At 72.9% G+C, this 17,259-nt stretch carries 15 protein-coding genes; 8 read left to right on the forward strand and 7 right to left on the reverse strand.

Features of this window, described 5'->3' with window-relative positions:
- Position 1 precedes the first annotated feature (1 nt).
- Complete coding sequence (locus AB0I22_RS18950) at positions 2-2,227, reverse strand: acetate--CoA ligase family protein (protein ID WP_363131943.1); 2,226 nt, start codon at positions 2,225-2,227, stop codon at positions 2-4.
- A gap of 324 nt (positions 2,228-2,551) precedes the next feature.
- Here AB0I22_RS18950 and AB0I22_RS18955 point away from each other — a divergent pair, with 324 nt between their 5' ends.
- The 3 genes from AB0I22_RS18955 to AB0I22_RS18965 all read left to right on the forward strand — a co-directional run bounded on the left by AB0I22_RS18955 (position 2,552) and on the right by AB0I22_RS18965 (position 4,239).
- Positions 2,552-3,004 carry a DoxX family protein gene (locus AB0I22_RS18955; RefSeq protein ID WP_363131944.1) on the forward strand — a complete coding sequence of 151 codons (453 nt, stop codon included), beginning with the start codon at positions 2,552-2,554 and terminating at the stop codon, positions 3,002-3,004.
- Positions 3,001-3,414 carry an OB-fold domain-containing protein gene (locus AB0I22_RS18960; protein WP_363131945.1) on the forward strand — a complete coding sequence of 138 codons (414 nt, stop codon included), beginning with the start codon at positions 3,001-3,003 and terminating at the stop codon, positions 3,412-3,414. Before AB0I22_RS18955 ends, AB0I22_RS18960 begins: the two co-directional genes overlap by 4 nt.
- A gap of 84 nt (positions 3,415-3,498) precedes the next feature.
- Positions 3,499-4,239 (forward strand): GNAT family N-acetyltransferase, encoded by a 741-nt coding sequence (locus AB0I22_RS18965; protein ID WP_363131946.1) that lies wholly within the window; start codon positions 3,499-3,501, stop codon positions 4,237-4,239.
- An 88-nt stretch (positions 4,240-4,327) separates the two neighbouring features.
- On the opposite strand, the gene AB0I22_RS18970 is transcribed toward AB0I22_RS18965, so the two are convergent.
- Both AB0I22_RS18970 and AB0I22_RS18975 read right to left on the reverse strand, forming a co-directional pair.
- The gene (locus AB0I22_RS18970) at positions 4,328-5,158 is read right to left on the reverse strand and encodes a pyridoxal 5'-phosphate synthase (RefSeq protein ID WP_363131947.1); all 831 of its coding nucleotides are present in this window, start codon (positions 5,156-5,158) and stop codon (positions 4,328-4,330) included.
- 67 nt (positions 5,159-5,225) lie between these two features.
- Positions 5,226-6,428: an acetyl-CoA acetyltransferase gene (locus AB0I22_RS18975; RefSeq protein ID WP_363131948.1), complete on the reverse strand. Its 1,203-nt coding sequence runs from the start codon at positions 6,426-6,428 to the stop codon at positions 5,226-5,228.
- A gap of 131 nt (positions 6,429-6,559) precedes the next feature.
- On the opposite strand from AB0I22_RS18975, the gene AB0I22_RS18980 reads away from it, so the two are divergent.
- Positions 6,560-8,080 carry an acyl-CoA dehydrogenase family protein gene (locus AB0I22_RS18980; RefSeq protein ID WP_363131949.1) on the forward strand — a complete coding sequence of 507 codons (1,521 nt, stop codon included), beginning with the start codon at positions 6,560-6,562 and terminating at the stop codon, positions 8,078-8,080.
- A complete protein-coding gene (locus tag AB0I22_RS18985) occupies positions 8,080-8,553 on the forward strand; it encodes a nitroreductase family deazaflavin-dependent oxidoreductase (protein ID WP_363131950.1) in 474 nt (157 codons plus the stop codon). The genes AB0I22_RS18980 and AB0I22_RS18985 overlap by 1 nt, the downstream gene beginning before the upstream one ends.
- Before the next feature lie 491 nt (positions 8,554-9,044).
- On the opposite strand, the gene AB0I22_RS18990 is transcribed toward AB0I22_RS18985, so the two are convergent.
- The gene (locus AB0I22_RS18990; RefSeq protein WP_363131951.1) at positions 9,045-9,692 is read right to left on the reverse strand and encodes a TetR family transcriptional regulator; all 648 of its coding nucleotides are present in this window, start codon (positions 9,690-9,692) and stop codon (positions 9,045-9,047) included.
- A 298-nt stretch (positions 9,693-9,990) separates the two neighbouring features.
- Between AB0I22_RS18990 and AB0I22_RS18995 the strand changes: the two genes are divergently transcribed.
- On the forward strand, positions 9,991-10,779 hold the full coding sequence (locus AB0I22_RS18995; RefSeq protein WP_363131952.1) for a VOC family protein: 789 nt from the start codon (positions 9,991-9,993) through the stop codon (positions 10,777-10,779).
- Between the two features lie 655 nt (positions 10,780-11,434).
- Complete coding sequence (locus tag AB0I22_RS19000; RefSeq protein WP_363131953.1) at positions 11,435-14,167, forward strand: PQQ-binding-like beta-propeller repeat protein; 2,733 nt, start codon at positions 11,435-11,437, stop codon at positions 14,165-14,167.
- 62 nt (positions 14,168-14,229) lie between these two features.
- On the opposite strand, the gene AB0I22_RS19005 is transcribed toward AB0I22_RS19000, so the two are convergent.
- Positions 14,230-15,057 (reverse strand): hypothetical protein, encoded by an 828-nt coding sequence (locus tag AB0I22_RS19005; protein WP_363131954.1) that lies wholly within the window; start codon positions 15,055-15,057, stop codon positions 14,230-14,232.
- A 170-nt stretch (positions 15,058-15,227) separates the two neighbouring features.
- Between AB0I22_RS19005 and AB0I22_RS19010 the strand changes: the two genes are divergently transcribed.
- Positions 15,228-15,821 (forward strand): hypothetical protein, encoded by a 594-nt coding sequence (locus tag AB0I22_RS19010; RefSeq protein WP_363131955.1) that lies wholly within the window; start codon positions 15,228-15,230, stop codon positions 15,819-15,821.
- Positions 15,822-15,924: 103 nt separating this feature from the next.
- On the opposite strand, the gene AB0I22_RS19015 is transcribed toward AB0I22_RS19010, so the two are convergent.
- The gene (locus tag AB0I22_RS19015) at positions 15,925-16,797 is read right to left on the reverse strand and encodes an enoyl-CoA hydratase/isomerase family protein (protein WP_363131956.1); all 873 of its coding nucleotides are present in this window, start codon (positions 16,795-16,797) and stop codon (positions 15,925-15,927) included.
- Positions 16,794-17,258, reverse strand: a complete 465-nt coding sequence (locus AB0I22_RS19020; protein ID WP_363131957.1) for an OB-fold domain-containing protein — start codon at positions 17,256-17,258, stop codon at positions 16,794-16,796. Before AB0I22_RS19020 ends, AB0I22_RS19015 begins: the two co-directional genes overlap by 4 nt.
- Position 17,259: the final 1 nt, after the last annotated feature.

The raw sequence follows: 17,259 nt of genomic DNA on the forward strand, positions 1-17,259 counted from the left end.
GTCAGTGGCAGACGGCGAGCGCGTCCAGCGCCACCGCGCCTTGGCCGCGTTCCAGCACCATCAGCGGGTTGATGTCGAGTTCGGCGAGGGTGTCGCCCAGTTCCAGGGCCATGCGCTGGACGCGCAGCACGACTTCGACGAGCGCGTCCACATCGGCCGGCGGCGCCCCGCGGACACCGTCGAGCAGGGCGCGGCCGCGCAGTTCGCCGAGCATCGCGCGCGCCTGGTCCGCGCCGAACGGCGGTACGCGCACCGCCGCGTCGCGCAGCACCTCCACCAGCACGCCGCCGAGACCGACCGTGACCGTGGGGCCGAAGAGGCTGTCGGGGGTGACGCCGACGACCATTTCGACGCCGCGCGCGACCATCTGGCAGACGAGCACGCCGTCGAGCGGCACCCCTTCGTAGCGAGCGATGTCGGTGAGCTCGCGGTAGGCGTCCCGGACCTGGCTGGCGGAGGTCAGACCGACCTTGACCAGGCCGAGTTCGCTCTTGTGGGCGAGCTGCGGACCGGACGCCTTCATGACGACGGGGTAGCCGACCAGGCCGGCCGCCCGTACGGCCGCCGCCGCGCTGGTCACCAGCTGCTCGCGTGGTACGCGAATGCCGTACGCGCGCAGCAGCTGCTTCGCGGCGTGCTCGCTGAGCTGCTCGCCCGGGCGCATCAGCGCCTGCGCCTTGCGAGCGGAGGGGGAGAGGGTGCGCGGGGCGTCCTCGAAGGGGGAGCGGTAGTTCGCGGTGAAGCGGTGGTGGCCGAGGTAGGCGCGGACGGCGGTGATGCAGTTGGCGAAGGTGCGGAAGGTGGCGACGCGGGAGGAGCCGAGCAGTGTGGTGCGGTAGGCGTCCTCGGTGCCGACGGGAGACCCCCACACCACGCACACCAGCTTGTCGGTCTGTTCCGCCGCGTCCACCAGGTCCTGCGCGAGTTTGTCGCTCATGGGCGGGAAGGGGCCGGTGATCGGGCAGATGAGGACGCCGACGGAGGGGTCGGCGAGGATAGCGTCGATGATCTTGCGGCCGCGCCAGTCGCCCACTGGGTGGCCGCCGTTGTCGACCGGGTTCGCGACGCTGAGGTAGTCGGGTATCCACTGGTGGAGTTCGGTCTGCTTCGCCGCGCCGAGCGTGGGGAGTTCGAGCCCGGCGGCGGTCGCCAGGTCCGAGAAGTGCGCGCCCGTGCCGCCCGAGATCGAATACACCACGACGCCGTCGGCGCGCGGCGGACGGGCGCGGGCGAGCAGGGCCGCGGTGTCCTGGAGCTCGTCGAGCCCGTCGACGCGGATCACGCCGAACTGCCGCATGGCGGCGTCCACCACCTCGTCCGCGCCGGTGAGCTTGCCGGTGTGGGAGGCGGCCATCCGGGCGCCGGCCTCGGTCCGGCCGACCTTGACGGTGACCACCGGCACCTTGTTGCGTGCCGCCCGGTCGGCGGCGAGGAGGAAGCCGCGGCCGTCCTTGAGCCCTTCCACATAGGCGGCGATGGCGCCGACCTCGGGGCAGGTGGCGAAGTAGGAGATGAAGTCCGCGGTCTCCAGGTCCGCTTCGTTGCCGGTCGGGGCCCAGTGGGAGAGCCGGATGCCGAGTTCCTGGAGGGTGAAGACGGGGCGGCCCTGGTGGCCTGACTGGGTGATGAGGGCGATGGCGGGGCCGTCGAGGTCGTCGCGGAACTTCTCGAAGGCGTTGAGGTTGGTGTTCGGGCCGAGGAGGCGGATCCCGGAGCGTTCGACGGCGGCGGCCAGCCGCTGCTGCGCGGCCGCGCCCGCCTCGCCGGTCTCGGCGAAGCCGGAGGCGAAGGCGACGGCGAAGCGGACCTTCGACTCGGCCAGTTCCTCGATGACGGGGGTCGGGTCGCCGACGAGGAGAACGGCCAGGTCGACCTTTTCGGGGAGGTCGGCGACGCTCGGACAGCAGGGGAGGCCGAAGACGCTGGTACGGGTGGGGTGCACGGGGTGTAGCCGGGCTCCGACGCGCTCGGCCCAGGCGATGAGCTGCCGGGTGATGCCGGTGTTGGGGCGCCCCTCGGCGTCGGAGGCGCCGACGACGGCAACGGAGGAGGGCCGGAAGAAGCGGTCCAGGTCGGGTACGTCCGAGTGCAGGGCCCGGCCGCTGACGTCCACGTCCTCGGCCGGTGCGGCCCTGCCGTGGACGGCGGGCGCAGCCTGCTCTCCGCAGGCCAGCACGCGGGCCGTACGGGAGGTGGTGGTGAGGGTGCCGTGAGTCGATCCAAGCATCGTTCTCGCCCACTCCTGCTCGATGGCCAACATAACTGACGCTTAGTCAGGTTACTGAACTGACGCTGAGTCAGGAATGGGGTTGCATGGGAAAGAGATCCGAGCCGAGCCCCTTGCGCAACCCCTTACCCATCCGTTGAACTGACGTACCGTCAGAAAATGGGGAAGTGCGGGGAGCGTTCAGCGGAGATCGGGAGGCGAGAGGAGAGAGGCGGGCAGTAGGGAGCGGCGAGCAGCGGGAAGCGGGCGGCAAGCAGCGGGAAGCGGGAAGCGGCAAGCAGGCAGCGGGAAGCGGAACCAGAAGCAGAAGCAGAAGGGCGGGCGATGCAGACGATCTGGCTCAGCGGGGCCGAATGGTTCGCGGTGCTGCGTATCGGCCTCGGGCTGTGGTGGCTGGAGAGCTGGCGGCACAAGGACAAGAAGGGCTGGTTCGAGCGCGGTACGGGCATCGCGTGGGCAACCGATGTGGCGGGCAAGCACCGCTGGGGCTTCGTGCGGGCCGGGTTCGAGAAGGTCGTGAGTCCGCGGCCCAAGGCCATGGCGTACATCGTCGTCTACGCCGAACTCGCCCTCGGACTGGGGCTCGTGGCCGGCCTTCTCACGCCCGTAGCGCTCATAGGCGGCCTCCTGCTCAATCTGCTCTACCTCGTCCTCATGGTCCACGACTGGGCCGAGCAGGGGCAGAACGCGATGATGGCGCTCATATCGCTCGTCGCCCTCTTCGCCATGAGCTGGCAGACCTGGTCCCTCGACGACGCGATGGGGTTGTTCCTGTGAGCGCGGCACGCTTCGACCTGCCCGAGATCGATGCCTTCACCCGCCCCTACTGGGACGCGGCTGCCGATGGCTGCCTTCTGATACGTCGTTGTGCCGCCTGTTCGCTGGCCCATCACTACCCGCGCGAGTTCTGTCCCCGCTGCTGGAGCGAGGAGGTCCGCTGGGAGGAGGCGAGCGGCCGGGCCGTCCTCTACACCTGGTCGGTGGTCCACCTGAACGACCTGCCGCCCTTCGGCGACCGCGTCCCGTACACCGCCGCCGTCGTCGACCTGGCCGAAGGGCCCCGGATGATGACCGAGATCGTCGACTGCCCGGAGGGAGAGCTGAGCGTCGGCATGCCGCTGCGGGCGCACTTCCGTACGGAGTCGAGCGAGCCCCCCGTGACGGTGCCCGTCTTCCGCCCCTGTTGAATGCGGTACGGATCGACTTGTCCGGGAGCGTCGAGGACCGAGCGACGGGCATCGGGGCGCTACGGGGGTAGGGAGTGCGCGAGCATGGCGAACACGACGGCAGCGGAACCGCTGCGCCCGGCCGACCTGCGGGGCTACGGCCTGCGGCTGCGGACATGGGAGTACGCGGACGCGCCCGTAGCGCTGCGGGGCCTCAACGACCCCGAATTCCTGCGCTGGAACACGCCGCTCGTCCCGGTCCGGGACGAGGCCGGCGCCCGCGACTTCATACGCGGCCGCTTCGAAGGCTGGGAGCGCGGCGACGCGGCGACCTACGCCGTCACCGAGGACGACGAGATCGTGGGGCAGGTGGCCCTCAACCTCATCGACCGCACCTTCTCGAACGCCCGCGTCGGCTACTGGGTGCTCGCCGAGGCCCGCGGCCGGGGCGTCGCCGCCCGCGCGCTGGAGCTCTGCACCCGCTGGGGCTTCAGTGAAGTCGGCCTCAACCGGCTCGAACTGGGGCACGCCATGGGCAACATCCCGTCCTGCCGGGTGGCGGCCCGCTGCGGGTACGCGTACGAGGGCACCCTGCGGGGAGCCATGTTCGAGGCGGGATCGAAAGACGTTTTCCGGGACGTCCACCTTCACGCGAGGCTCGCGACCGACCCGCCGCCGTCCGGCTTCTCGGAGGCCGGCCGCCTGGAATCCGGCCATTCGGACTCCGGCCGCCTGGAGCCTGGCTCCTCGGATTCGGCTGACGCCGCCGGGGCGGAGACGGGAGTTGCGGGCGAGGGCGGCGAGGCGGGCGAGGCCGCGGGTTTGGTGGCTCCGGCGGGTACGTAGGCTCGGTTTCCTCGGCCCGCTCAGGTTGGGGCGGTGTGTGCGAGGGGGCCGCCGCCGTGAGGGGCGGGAGCGGTGAGTGGGCGCCTCGTCAGGGCCAGAGGAGTTCGGTGGTCCAGCCGTTGTCCGTAAGGCGGTAGTTGAGGCGTACGTGGCGGCGGTCGGCGTCGCGCTGGAAGAACTCGACTTCGGTGGGGGCCAGCACGTAGAGCGTCCAACTGTCCACTTGAGCATTCGGTTCGCGCCGCGCGCGCTCCCATGCCGCGGCGGACGCCTCCTCCAGCTCGCGGCAGGAGCCGAGGACATCGCTCTGCCGGCCGACGAGGGCCGCGGCCAGTGCGCCTGTGGACCGTTGGTGCAGGTCGGCGGCGCTCTCCTCGGGGGCAGCGGCGGTCACCGTTCCCTGGACGCGTACCTGCCGTCCCAGGGCCGCCCAGTAGAACCCGAGCGCCGCTTCGGGGCGCGCCGCCAGGTCGCGGCCCTTGCGGCTCGTACGGTGCGAGCCGAAGTGCCACCCGCGCTCGTCGGCGTCGTGCAGCATCACGATGCGTACGGACGGGGCGCCCGTCGCGTCCGCGGTCGCGAGCGTCATCGTCTGCGGCTCGGGCGCCCCCGCTTCGGCGGCCTCGCGCAGCCACCGCTGGAAGAGGGGCAAGGGATCGGCGGGGGCCGCGGCGGGGTCGAAGGGCGGCAGCTCGCCCTCCACTACCCGCAGGGAGCGCAGGAGGGCGCGGAACTCCGCCTGTTGCCGATTCGGCTCGGTCGTATCGGTCGGCTCGGCTGGCTCGGGGGCCTCGGGGGCCGCGGAGGTCTCGGCCGGCTCAGTCGGCTCGTTCGGCTCGTTCGGCTCGATCGGCTCGTTCGTATCGGGGTTCTCAGGAATCTCAGGAATCTCGGGGGTCTCTGGGGTCTCTGGGGTCATGCGCACCATCTAAGCAATGGAGGTTTGGATCGGCGGAAGCGACTGAGGAGGGCCGCGAACCGCGGGTTCACCCCCGGCCCAGTACCACCGTGCCCGAGGAGCAGAACCAGCCGCCCGTACCGGAGGCCACCGCGACCTCCGGGAGGCGGCCTCCGGCCTTGCGGACCTGGCGGCCTTCGCCTGCCTCGCCCCGCAGTTGCCGCGCCGCCTCGACCAGCAGGAACAGCCCTCTCATGCCGGGGTGGCAGGCGGAGAGTCCGCCGCCGTCGGTGTTGACGGGCAGTTCGCCGCCGATGGTGAGCCGCTCCTTCTCCGCGAAGGCGCCGCCCTCGCCCTTGCCGCAGAAACCGAGGTCCTCCAGCGTTACGAGCGTCATGTAGGTGAACGCGTCGTACAGCTCGGCCACGTCGACGTCGCCCGGGCCGACACCCGCCCGTTCGAAGGCGGCGCGGCCCGATACGGCGGCCGGGGAGACGGTGAAGTCGTCCCACTGCGACATGGAGGTGTGCGAGACCGCGGTGCCCGAACCCAGTACCCATATGGGGGCCTTCGCGGTGTCCGGGACATACTCCTCGGCCGCGAGCAGCACCGCGCACCCGCCGTCGGACCGTATGCAGCAGTGCAGCTTGGTGAACGGGTCGGCGATCATGGGGCCGCCGAGGACGTCGTCGACGGTGATGGGGGCGCGGTACATCGCGTCGGGGTTGTGCGCGGCGTTGGCGCGCGCCTGGACGGCGATGTCGGCCAGCTGCTCCAGCGTCGTGCCGTATTCGTGCATGTGGCGGCGGGCGGCCATCGCGTATTTGGCGATGAGCGTGTGGCCGTACGGGACCTCGAACTGGAGGGGCCCGCGCGCACCGAAGGACAGGTTCGAGGTGCGCCGCTTGGCCTTGATGTCGGCGCGGGCGGTGGAGCCGTACACGAGGAGGACGGCGCCCACGTGGCCGGCCGCGATGGCGTCCACGGCGTGCGCGGCCATGACTTCCCAGGTGGAGCCGCCGACCGAGGTGGAGTCCGTCCACGTGGGCCGCAGCCCCAGGTATTCGGCGACCTCCACGGGGGCGAGCGTGCCCAGCCCCGCCGAGGCCAGCCCGTCGATGACCGACCGGTCGAGCCCGGAGTCCGCGAGGGCGCGGCGGGCGGCCTGGGCGTGGAGGGCGTAGGGGGTGGCTTCGTCGACGCGGCCGCAGTCGGCGAGCGCCACACCGACGACGGCCACCTTGCGGCGGCCTGTTGTGGCTGCTGAGGCCCCTGGAGTGCCTGATGTCATAAATCTGACGGTACATCAGATGCGGTTCCCGGCGGCACCCCGCGCGACTCTCCGAATCGCCTCCCGGCTCTAGGAAAGTGCGCCCCGGCTCCCTACCATGACGACCCGTCAGAAACGGGAGGAGTCCGCCGATGGACGCCGCGTTCACCGAGGAGCAGGACGAAATCCGCCGCACGCTGCGCGAGCTGCTGGCCAAGCGGTGCGGGCCGGACGAGGTCAAGACCGCGGTCCGTACGGAGGCCGGGTACGACGAGAGGCTGTGGCGGCAGCTCGCCGAGCAGCTGGGACTGCCAGGGCTGGCGGTCGGCCAGGAGTACGGCGGCGTCGGCTGCGGCCCGACCGAGCTGGCGCTGGCCTGCGAGGAGACCGGGCGGGCCCTGCTGCCCTCGCCCCTGCTGGCCACCGCCGCCCTTGCCGCGCCCCTCCTCGCCGAACTCGGTACGGACGCCCAGTGCGCCGAGCTGCTGCCGCGCCTCGCCTGCGGTGAGCTGACCGCCACGCTCGCCGTGCCGGGCGGCGCGCTGCCCGCGGCGCTCGGACTCACGGGCCCCAACGACGGCGACTGGGCCGGCGGCGGCCGGGCGGGCGGCGTGCAGGCCCGCCCGTACGAGGGGGGCTGGCGGCTGTACGGGCAGGCCGAGCAGGTGCTCGACGGGCACAGCGCGGGGCTGCTGATCGTGGCCGCGCACGCCGGCGGGTACGCGCGCAGCCGCACGCTCCTGTTCGCTGTACGGGCCGGAGCCGCGGCTACCGGAGACGTGGCTATGGGAGCGCGGACCGTACGGGCCGGAGACACGGCATCGGGAACGAGGACCCCAGGGTCCGGCGAAGCGCCCGCGACAGGCCCGGCCGCACGGTCCGGCAAGGCGGCCTCCGTGGCAGGTTCGGCCGTACGGTCCGGAGGCGCGCCCGGCGCGCGGGCGGGCACCGGGGCCGGTGCCGGTGCCAAGCCCGGTGCGGGGCCCGCCGGCCTCGTCCGTACGCGCCTCACCGCGCTGGACGAGACGCGGCCCCAGGCCCGTATCGAACTCCGCGACACCCCCGCCGAGCTGCTCGGAGCCAGTGACGAGGCGGATGTGCCGGGGGCGCTCGCGCGGTTGGGCGGCGGGGTCGGCGCCGTGCTCGCCGCGGAGGCCGTCGGAGCGGCCGACCGCGCGCTCACGCGGACGCTCGAATATGTGCGGGCGCGGGAACAGTTCGGCCGGCCGATCGGCTCCTTCCAGGCGGTCAAGCACCGCTTGGCGGACCTCTACGTAGAGGTTCAGGCGGCCCGTTCGGCGGCGTACTACGCGGCTTGGGCCGCGGGCCGGGCGGACGCCGAGCCCGGCGCGGGCGGGCTCGCGCTCGCGCAGGCGCTCCAGGCGCTGCGCACGGTCGCGGCGGAGACGGTGCAGTTGCACGGCGGCATCGGCTTCACCTGGGAGCACGACGCGCATCTCTATTTCAAACGTGCCGCCGGCGACGAGTTGCTCTTCGGGCCCGTGCACCGGCTGCGGGCGCGCGCCGCAGATTTGGCCGGGCTGTTCGTGCCGGGTGCCGCAGAGGCCCGGAACGGGCCGGTCGGGAACCGGCTGGTCGGGAACCGGCTGCCGGGCGCGGCCGGTCCGGCGGGCCCGGACGCGCCGGCCGATGCCGCCGCCGTGGCCGTCTGATGGCGCCGCCAGGGGTACGGCTCATGCAGAAGGTGTCCGCCACCAGGACCTTCGCCAAGGTCGCCCCGTACGTGGTCCCGGCCATGGACCGCGCCGTGCACCGGCTGACGCGCGGCAGAGTGCTGCTCAGCGCGCGGATGCTGCCCGGCGTCATCCTGACGGCCACGGGTGCCAGAAGCGGACAGCCACGGAGTACGCCGCTGGCCTGCATGCCGCAGGACGACGGCGCCTGGCTGCTCGTCGGCTCCAACTTCGGCCGGCCCGGCCACCCCGCCTGGACCGCGAATCTGCTGGCGCACCCGGAGGCGCGGGTGAGCTGGAAGGGCCAGGACATCGCCGTACGGGCCCGGCTGCTCGGCGGGGCGGAGCGGGCGGCGGCGTGGGCGGCGGTGCTGGAGTTCTGGCCGCCGTACGGGAAGTACCAGGAGCGCGTGGAGCGCGAGATCAGGCTGTTCCGGCTGGAGCGGCGCTAGTCGGCGGACTCCAGGCGACGGGCGAGTTCGGCGTCAGCGGACTCCCGGTGGCCTGCACGTCGGGCACGTCGGGCACGTCGGCACGTCGGCAGCCTTCGCGCCAGCGGGCTCAGTAGGCCTCAGCAGGCCTCAGCGGGTTCCCGGCAGCCTTCAGGCCAGGGATGCCATGACGACGCTGTCATGACAGACGTCCTGACGGGAGGCGGAGGCGGATGCAGATGCAGATGCAGATGCGGATGAGGCAGGGGCGGAGGCGGTCGCGTCCCCATGGACGGATCCACCTTCGCTCACATCGGACCGCGATCGAGGTTTGGATCCTCGCGAGCGACTGAGGCGCGCGTTTTTTCTCGGCTGTCCATGTGGCCGGCTGTCCCGGATGCCGCAACGGCGGATCCCTCGGCCACCCCGAGAGATCCGCCGCTGCGGTGACAGGACGTTGGCGGAGCGGCCGCGCGGTCGGGCGCGGTGCTCCGAAGTCAGCGCGCGGGCGCTTACTTCGTCGGCTTCTTGCCGGTGATGCCCAGGTGCACGAGCAGGGCCAGGCTGGGCTTGAGTTCGGCCTGCTTGACGCCCCAGCTCTGGAAGCCCTTCTGGTGCGAGGCGACCGCGGCGAGCATCGCGACGAGGGAGCCCGCCATGGCCGCGGGGCTGACGTCCTTGTCCACCTTGCCCTTGGACTGGAGTTCCTTGACCGAGTCCGTGAGGGAGTTGGTGACGGCGTTGAGGATCTTCATGCGGATCTTGTAGAACCGCTTGTCGCCCTCGGCCGCCCCCAGGTCGACGACGCGCAGAATCGCGTCGTGTTTGCGCCAGAAGCCGAGGAAGCCGTCCACGAGTTCCTCGGCGGTCTGCCAGCCGGACTTCCCGGCCCACGAGCGGCCGGCGACGAGATCGGTGAGGCTCGCGCCCTCCGTCGCCATCTCCTCGGCGATTTCGAGGACGGCGCCCTCCACGTCGGGGAAGTACTGGTAGAAGGTGGCGGGCGAGGTGCCCGCCTTGCGGGCGACGTCGATGACCTTGACGTCGCGGTAGGGCTCGGTGCTGAGCATTTCGCTGAGGCAGTCGAGCAGCTTCTGCCGCGTCGCCTGGCCGCGTCGCCCGGCCACTCGGCCGTCGACGGTGCGTACTTGTCCTGTCATGCCGTCAGCTTACCGAGGGGTGATCGGATCGCGATTCGGCTGCCTGCAAATGGGGGCCGGGGGGCGGACCGCGGTGTACGGGCAGTTCAGGGGCGTTTCAGCAGGTGCGCGGGGGGCCGGAACGTGTTGGTCCGTACTAGTGAATCGTCTTATCAACAGGCTGGGGATAACTTTCACGGGCAACGCTCCGTGACCGCTCGGGAAATTGACCAAATGTTCGATTCCAAGGGCGGGCGTGAACCGTGATCCCCCGATAACGTGTGGCGCAGGACACTCTTCGCACGAGAGGACCGGACCCATGGCCGCGTTTGCGGACGGAGCGCCCTGTTGGGCCGATGCGGCTCTCCCCGATCTCGAAGCGGGCAAGCGATTCTACGGTGAGCTGTTCGGCTGGGAATTCGGTGCGGCCCAGCCCGAATTCCACAACTACACACGGGCTTTGCTGGACGGCAAAGCCGTGGTCGGGCTCATGCCGAAGCCCGACGGCCGGATGCCCACCGCGTGGGACATCTTCTTCGCCACGTCCGACGCCGCCGCCACGGCCGCCAAGATCCGGGAGGCGGGCGGCCAGGTCATCGAGGAGGCGATCGCCGTCGGCGACCTCGGCACGATGGGGCTCGCGGTCGACCCGGGAGGCGCGTTCTTCGGCGTCTGGCAGCCCGGCGCCCACAAGGGGTTCGGGCTTCAGCGCGAGCCCGGCTCGTACGGCTGGGTCGAGTGCTGGACCCGCGACGCCAAGGCTGTCGACCCCTTCTATGAAGCGGTCTTCGGCTACGGCAGCGTGGACTACAGCGACGACGCGGGCCTGGACTTCGTCGTCTGGACGCCCGCCGGGCAGCCGTCCGACGGGGAGCACGCGGCCCTGGGGCGGGCCGTCATCGACGACACCTTCCCGGCCGAGCTGCCGGCGCACTTCCTCATCTACTTCACGGTCGACGACTGCGACGAGGCGGTGCGGACCACGACGAGGCTCGGCGGCCGCGCCATCCGCGAGCCGCAGAACACGCCCCACGGGCGTTTCGCGGTGCTGGTCGACGACCAGGGGGCGACCTTCGCCGTCATCGATTCCTCCAAGGCGGCGACGTAACGGCGGCGCTCGCCGCCCTTTTCGGCAACGGTCATCCGGCCCTCCCTGGTCGTGGCGGCCGGGGCATCTGCTCCGTACCGGCAGCCGTAGTACAGCGGCCGGTCCACCCGCCGCACAGGCCGGGCTTCGGCGAGCGGGCACGCGTGCCCGCCGGACCGCGGACGGCGCGGTCCGGCGGGCGCTTTCACGCGGGGCGGCGCATGGGGCGGAGTGCAGGGCGGGACGCGGGGCGGGCGTGCGGGAGCGGCCCGCCGGTCGGCCCGTACGAGGACGCGGGACGGCCTGCCTGGGTCGCCTGTACGGGCGTGGGACGGCCTGCCCGGCCCGCATGGCCCCCGCCCGTACAGAGCAGCGGGGAGCCGGGCGCCCCGCCGGGCTGTACGGTCGCAAGCGCGGTCCGCCCCGCCGGGTCGTACGCCGGCAGGCGCGGCCCGCCCCGCCAGACCGTACGAATCCGACCTTCCGCCCGAACGTGCCCAGGCGCTCCGTACGGGGTGAGCCGTTCCGGATGTGGTGGAGACACGGCGAAACGCACCCGGGTTCGCAACCGGGGCCTCGGCCAGGAAGAATCGGGATGCGTACCCCGGGATAATTCGCGGTGAGACGCTGCACGGGGCTGGAACCCTTCGAGCCCCCACGGGGAGGTGGCAGGCCAGTGGTGGAGCAGCTGACGCAGCACGACCCGAGGCGGATCGGTCCGTTCGAGGTGCTCGGCCGACTCGGCGCCGGTGGCATGGGGCTGGTCTATCTCGCCCGCTCGGCCTCGGGCCGGCGGGTCGCGATCAAGACGGTGCGGACCGAGCTGGCCGAGGACCAGCTGTTCCGCGTCCGGTTCACCCGCGAGGTGGAGGCCGCCCGCGCCGTCAGCGGTTTCTACACCGCGGCCGTCGTCGACGCCGACCCGCGGGCCGCCGTGCCGTGGCTCGCCACCGCCTATGTGCCCGCGCCCTCCCTCGAAGAAATAATCAATGAGTGCGGCCCCCTCCCGGCCCAGGCGGTGCGCTGGCTGGCGGCCGGCATCGCGGAGGCGCTGCAGTCCATCCACGGCGCGGGGCTGGTGCACCGGGACCTCAAGCCGTCGAACGTGCTCGTCGTCGAGGACGGCCCGCGCGTCATCGACTTCGGCATCGCCAGCGGGGTCTCCAACACCCGCCTGACCATGACGAACGTCGCCGTCGGCACCCCGGCCTACATGTCGCCCGAGCAGGCGCGCGACTCGCGCAGCGTGACGGGCGCCAGCGACATCTTCTCGCTCGGCTCGACCCTGGTCTTCGCGTCCACCGGCCACGCGCCCTTCCACGGCGCGAACCCGGTCGAAACCGTCTTCATGCTGCTCCGCGAGGGCCCCGACCTGAGCGGGCTGCCGGACGAACTCCGTCCGCTGCTCGACTCCTGCATGCAGATGGCGGCCGACCAGCGGCCCAGCCCGGCCGACCTCCAGTCGCAGCTCGCACCGCACCTCTTCGCCTCCGAGGCGGACGACAGCGGCACGGCGTCGGCCTGGCTGCCGGACAGCGCGGTCACGATGATCGAGGAGCGGCGGGGCGGCCGGTCCGGCGCGGGCTCCGGAGGCAGGGGCGCCCGCGGGGCCGGCAGGCCGGCCCCGCCGCCGCGTCCGGCGCAGCCTCCCGCGGCCTCGTTCGCCCAGCCCTCCTCGGCACCGCTGCCGCCGTACGAGCCGCTGCCCGCCTACCAGCCTTCGGCGACCGGCGGGCCGCCGCCCGAGCCGGGGCAGGAGTTCCTCTCCGGCCGGCCGCCCAGTCACGCCGCCGGCCCGGCCCCTTCCCACGCCGCCGGGCACGGTGCGGCGCCCCACGGCGCGCCTATGGCGGGCGGCGGGCCCGTCAGCGTGGGCGACTGGGAAAGCGCCTACCAGGGGCAGGGCGGCGACGAGCACGGCGGGCCCGACCGGCGGCCCGCGCACGGCGGCCTACAGGGCTCGACCGGTCTGGACGACCCGCGCGGCGCGCCCGGCCGGCACGCCGCCGCGCAGGCGGCGCCCGCGCCCGTACGGGACGTGTCGGACGGGCCCGTACGGCTTTCCGGGTCCCAGGTGCCGATCGGGCCCGGCCCGCGCGCCGACGCGCGCGAATCGCAGGCGCCGTCGGACGCGGGCTCCGCGACGGGCTGGGTGCGGCCGCCGAGCGGCGTATCGCTCGCCGTGCCCGCACAGGCCCCGGCGGGCGACACGCCCGCCCCGCCCACAGGGCCGCCCGCGGCCGAGGGCGGCGAGCACGATCAGGGCGCGCGGGGGCGCTGGCGGCCCTGGCGGTTCCGGATGTCGAATGACGTCTGGGGGACCCCGGCCGTCTCCGGAGACCTCCTCTACGTCACGTCCTTCGAGGTGCACGCGCTCGAAGTGGCGAGCGGCCGGCGGCAGTTCAAGACGCGGGACGTGGCCTGGGCCATGGCCGTCGCGGGTGGCCGCATCCACGCCTCGGACGGCCCGACGCTGTACGCGCTCGACGCCGCCGACGGCTCGGAGCGGTGGCGGCTGGCGACCGACGGCTGGATCTACTCCCTCGCGGTCGACCGCGGCACCGTCGTCACGGGGACGCGCGGCGGCGGCGTCCAGGCGTGGGAGGCGGCCAACGGCGAACTGCTCTGGGAGATCAGCGGCGCCCAGACCGACTTCGAGACGCCCGAGTACGGGCCCGTCGTCCACGAAGACCTCGTGTACGTCTGGGCGGACGCCCGGCTGCGCGCCCTGGAGGTCCGTACGGGCGCGGAACGCTGGTCGTACCCGATCGGCGACGCGGGGTCCTGCGGCGGAGTGCCGATGCGGCTGCTCCCGGCGCCCGACGGGGCCGTGTACGTGGCCGCGGGCACCCGCGTCCTGGCGATCGACGCGGCCCGGGGCGACGTGCGGTGGCGGTTCGAGGCCCCGGCGGTCTTCCTGAGCGCCCCCGCCTTCGCGCCCGGCCCGGCGGTCACGGGCGGCGGCGTCTACATCGCCGACTACCTCGGCACCGTGTACGCCATCGACGCGGCCACCGGCCGCGACCGCTGGCGCATCGCGACGGAGGCTCGGCAGTCGATCGAGCCGGTGCTGGTGGCCGGTGGTTCGGTCCACCTGGGGAGCGGCAGCGCGCTCTACACGCTCGACGCGGTCACGGGCACGCCGAAGTGGCGGTTCGCGGCCGGCGGCGAGGTGGTGGGCTCGCCGGTCGTGGCGGAGGGCCGGGTGCACTTCGGCTCCGCCGACCACTGCCTGTACACGGTGGACGCCGGGGGCGGGCAGCTGCGCTGGAAGCTGGCGACGGGCGGGGAGATCACGGGGTCGCCGGTGGTCGCGAGCGGCGTCGTCTACGCCTGTAGCAAGGACCGCTGCGTGTACGCGCTCGACGCGGGCAAGGGGACGGGGCTGGCCAGGAGCGGCGGGCGCTAGGGGGCCCCTCTCCGGCCCTTCCAACGGCCCGTCCGCTCGGCCCGGCCGCCCGGTGCGCGCGGTCAGCGGCCGTCGCGCGGAGGCGGTGCGGGCCGGTTCTCCTCGGCGGCGGGCGGGCGCTCGAACTCCTGGGTGTCGGCCAAGGGAGCGTTGGCCTGGGTCTCGTCCGCTCCACGGTCACGGTTGTGGTCCCGGTCGTGGCCGTGGTCACGCGAGGCGCCGTGCGGCGCGCTGTACGGCTTTTCCTCGCGCGGCTGCTCGTACGGCTGCTCGTACGGCTGGGCGTATGCCCCCTCGTGCGGCTGCGTGTACGCGCCTTCGTGCGGCCGCTCGTACTGCGGGGGCTGCTCGTAGTGGGGCGGCTGTTCAGCCGGCCGCTCGTACGGCATCGGCTGCCCGTACCCCGTCGGCTCCTGCTGCGCGGGCTCTTGCTGCGCGGGCTCCGGCTCGGGTGCGCGGCGGCGACGGCGGTGCGTGCCGCGGCGGCCGCTCATGAGGACGGCCGCGAGGAGCAGCAGTACGCCGCCGCCGAGGGCGATCGCGACGCCCATGTTCAGCCCGTTGCCGTCGCTGTCGACCGTGAGATCGCCCGCTTGCTGGCCCTGCCGCACCATCCACAGCACCGTGAACCCCAGCGTCACCAGCCCCGCGAGGGCGATGAGCAGTCGGGACCGCAACAGCAGCCCGATCAGCGTCACGAGACCCACGAACACCATCGGCAGGAAGATCGAGCCCATCAGCTCGGCATGCGTCCCCGTGATGCCGTCGAAGAGGTCCTGGACGCGATAGTCGCGCCCGTGACGGCCGTCGTACCAGGCACGGAAGGGGCTCCATACGGCGGCCGCCGCTCCAATGAGGGCCAGGACGGAACCGAGTGCGTTGCGCACCACGGGCATTCGCCTCACTCTCTCGTTTCCGATTGCCCTGATCCTGACGCTACGCCCGGTTTCGGCCGCTCGCCATGCGTGGCCCGGCCACCGTCGGCCGCTGCGCTAACGTGACGCGAGCCCGTCAATCAAGGCAGTGGGATGTACGGGTATCCACAGGGGGAGGAAGAAACATGGCACGCCGCCATCTGCGGCTCACGGCCGTCGTCGCGCTCGTTCTGGTCTCGCTCACCGGCTTCAGCCGAGGGCACGGGCACGGTCACGGGAGCCACGGCAGTTACGGCAGTTCAAGCCGCCACCGCGACGGCGGTGGGGGATGCAGCAGTTCCCATTCGAACCACAGCTCAGGGTCGGGCTCGGGCTCCGGATCGGACTCCGGATCGAGCTCGGGCTCCGGCTACGACTACGGGTCCTCGGGGTCGTCCGGCTCCTCCGGCTCGTACGGGTCGGCCGCCGGAAGCCGCGGCGTCGGCGGCGGCAGTACGCACAGCGCCTCACCCGACCGCGCCGCGCGGCCGGAGGCGAAGATCGTCCAGTGCATCTCGGACGACGCGCGGCACGAGGCCGCGACCATCCGGGTGACGAACCGCGGCAGCGCCCGGGCGACCTACACCGTCACCGTCGACTTCCGCGACCGGCAGGGCGCGTCCGCGTCGCTCGGCAGCGCCCGCCTCACGCTGGGCGGCGGCGCTTCGGGGACCGTGCGGGTGTCCCCGACGACGCCGTCGAGCGACCTGGCGTCCTGCCGGGTGCGTTCCGTCGGCTGACGCCCGCCCGGTGCCGCCCCGAGCGGACAGTTGCCGCGTGCGCGACAGCCGCCCGTACGGGGCGACGCACGCGGCAGCCTTCCGTACGGGGCAACGCGCGCCGTCAGCGCACGCGGTAGCCGTCCGTACGGGCGCGGCCGGCGAACAGCTCCGCCTGCCGGTCCGGCGGCAGGTTTCCGAGGGCGATCAGCGGCGGCGCCAGGGTGAGGGCCTGCGCCCGCGCAGCCTCCCTGGTCGCCCAGAGGGCCCGTACGGTCCCCTGTACGGCCTCCGTCGGGTACGAGGCGATGACGGCCGCCGCGCGCAGCGCCGCCCCGACGGCCTCGCCGGGCGCCACCACCTCGGACACCAGCCCCGTCTCGTACGCGCGCTGCGCGGAGAGGCGTTCGGCGGTGCCCATCAGGGCCATCCGCGCGACCTCGCCGGCGGGCATGCGCTGCGCCATGTAGATGGATTCGTACGCGCTGACCATGCCGTAGGCGGTATGCGGGTCGAAGAACGTCGCGTTCTCGGCGGCGATGACGAACTCGGCCTCGCCCAGCAGGTAGAACGCCCCGCCGCAGGCCATGCCGCCGACGGCCGCGACGACCGGTTTCCACAGGTCGGCGGCCTTGGGGCCGATGGCGATGAGCGGATCGTCCATGGAGAAGGGGGAGCCGGGCTGCGGGACGTCGACGGTGCGGTCGATGCCGGTGCAGAAGGCGCGGTCGCCCGCGCCGGTGAGGACGACGGCCCGCACGGAGTCGTCGAAGCGCAGGGCGCGCCAGACGGCGGTCAGTTCGGCGGCCGTCGCCAGGTCGATCGCGTTGTGGCGGTCGGGGCGGTCGAGGGTGACGAGCGCGACGCCGTCCGGCCGCTTCTCGGTGCGTACGGTCGGGGCCTTCTCGGCGCTCACGGCCCCGGCCCCGGCCCCGGCGTCGGTGTCTGTGTCTGTGTCTGTGTCGGCGTCGGTGTCGGTTTCGGCGTCGGCGGTCATGGGCGCTCCAGCATCCAGCGCGGGACGGTGACGCCCTCGGCGAGTTCGGCGAAGACCGCCTTGACGGGGGCGCCGATGCGGAGCTTGGCGGGGTCCACGGAGTTCAGCGCGGCGTCGGGGGCGGCGACCAGGTTCCCGACCAAGCGGATGTTGGGGATGTCCGCCAGCTCGACGATGATCGCGTTGTACGGGGCCTGTTCGGCGTAGGCGGGCAGCAGCGGCGGGTGCGGGAAGACGTACGACCAGATGCGGCCGCGGCCGGACGTCCTGACCCAGATGCTGTCGAAGGACTGGCAGTGCGGGCAGCAGGGGCGGGGCGGGAAGCGCGGTTCGTCGCAGTCGGCGCAGGCCTGTACGCGCAGTTCACCGCGGGCGGCGTACTCCCAGAAGGGCGCGCCGTCCTCGTCGACGACGGGCAGCAGCAGGCCGTTGTCAGTGGTGGCCTTCATGATGGACGACATG

Origin of the sequence: Streptomyces sp. NPDC050610 (assembly GCF_040654875.1) — a bacterium.
Classification (GTDB): Bacteria; Actinomycetota; Actinomycetes; order Streptomycetales; family Streptomycetaceae; genus Streptomyces.

Bases quoted from the DNA above. Each gene is read 5' to 3' on its own strand.
- AB0I22_RS18955 (WP_363131944.1), top strand. From the start codon at position 2,552: ATGCAGACGATCTGGCTCAGCGGGGCCGAATGGTTCGCGGTGCTGCGT.
- AB0I22_RS19010 (WP_363131955.1), top strand. From the start codon at position 15,228: ATGGCACGCCGCCATCTGCGGCTCACGGCCGTCGTCGCGCTCGTTCTG.
- AB0I22_RS18985 (WP_363131950.1), top strand. From the start codon at position 8,080: ATGGCGCCGCCAGGGGTACGGCTCATGCAGAAGGTGTCCGCCACCAGG.
- AB0I22_RS19020 (WP_363131957.1), bottom strand. From the start codon at position 17,258: ATGTCGTCCATCATGAAGGCCACCACTGACAACGGCCTGCTGCTGCCC.
- AB0I22_RS18990 (WP_363131951.1), bottom strand. From the start codon at position 9,692: ATGACAGGACAAGTACGCACCGTCGACGGCCGAGTGGCCGGGCGACGC.
- AB0I22_RS18980 (WP_363131949.1), top strand. From the start codon at position 6,560: ATGGACGCCGCGTTCACCGAGGAGCAGGACGAAATCCGCCGCACGCTG.
- AB0I22_RS18995 (WP_363131952.1), top strand. From the start codon at position 9,991: ATGGCCGCGTTTGCGGACGGAGCGCCCTGTTGGGCCGATGCGGCTCTC.
- AB0I22_RS18950 (WP_363131943.1), bottom strand. From the start codon at position 2,227: ATGCTTGGATCGACTCACGGCACCCTCACCACCACCTCCCGTACGGCC.
- AB0I22_RS19015 (WP_363131956.1), bottom strand. From the start codon at position 16,797: ATGACCGCCGACGCCGAAACCGACACCGACGCCGACACAGACACAGAC.
- AB0I22_RS18965 (WP_363131946.1), top strand. From the start codon at position 3,499: ATGGCGAACACGACGGCAGCGGAACCGCTGCGCCCGGCCGACCTGCGG.
- AB0I22_RS18970 (WP_363131947.1), bottom strand. From the start codon at position 5,158: ATGACCCCAGAGACCCCAGAGACCCCCGAGATTCCTGAGATTCCTGAG.
- AB0I22_RS18975 (WP_363131948.1), bottom strand. From the start codon at position 6,428: ATGACATCAGGCACTCCAGGGGCCTCAGCAGCCACAACAGGCCGCCGC.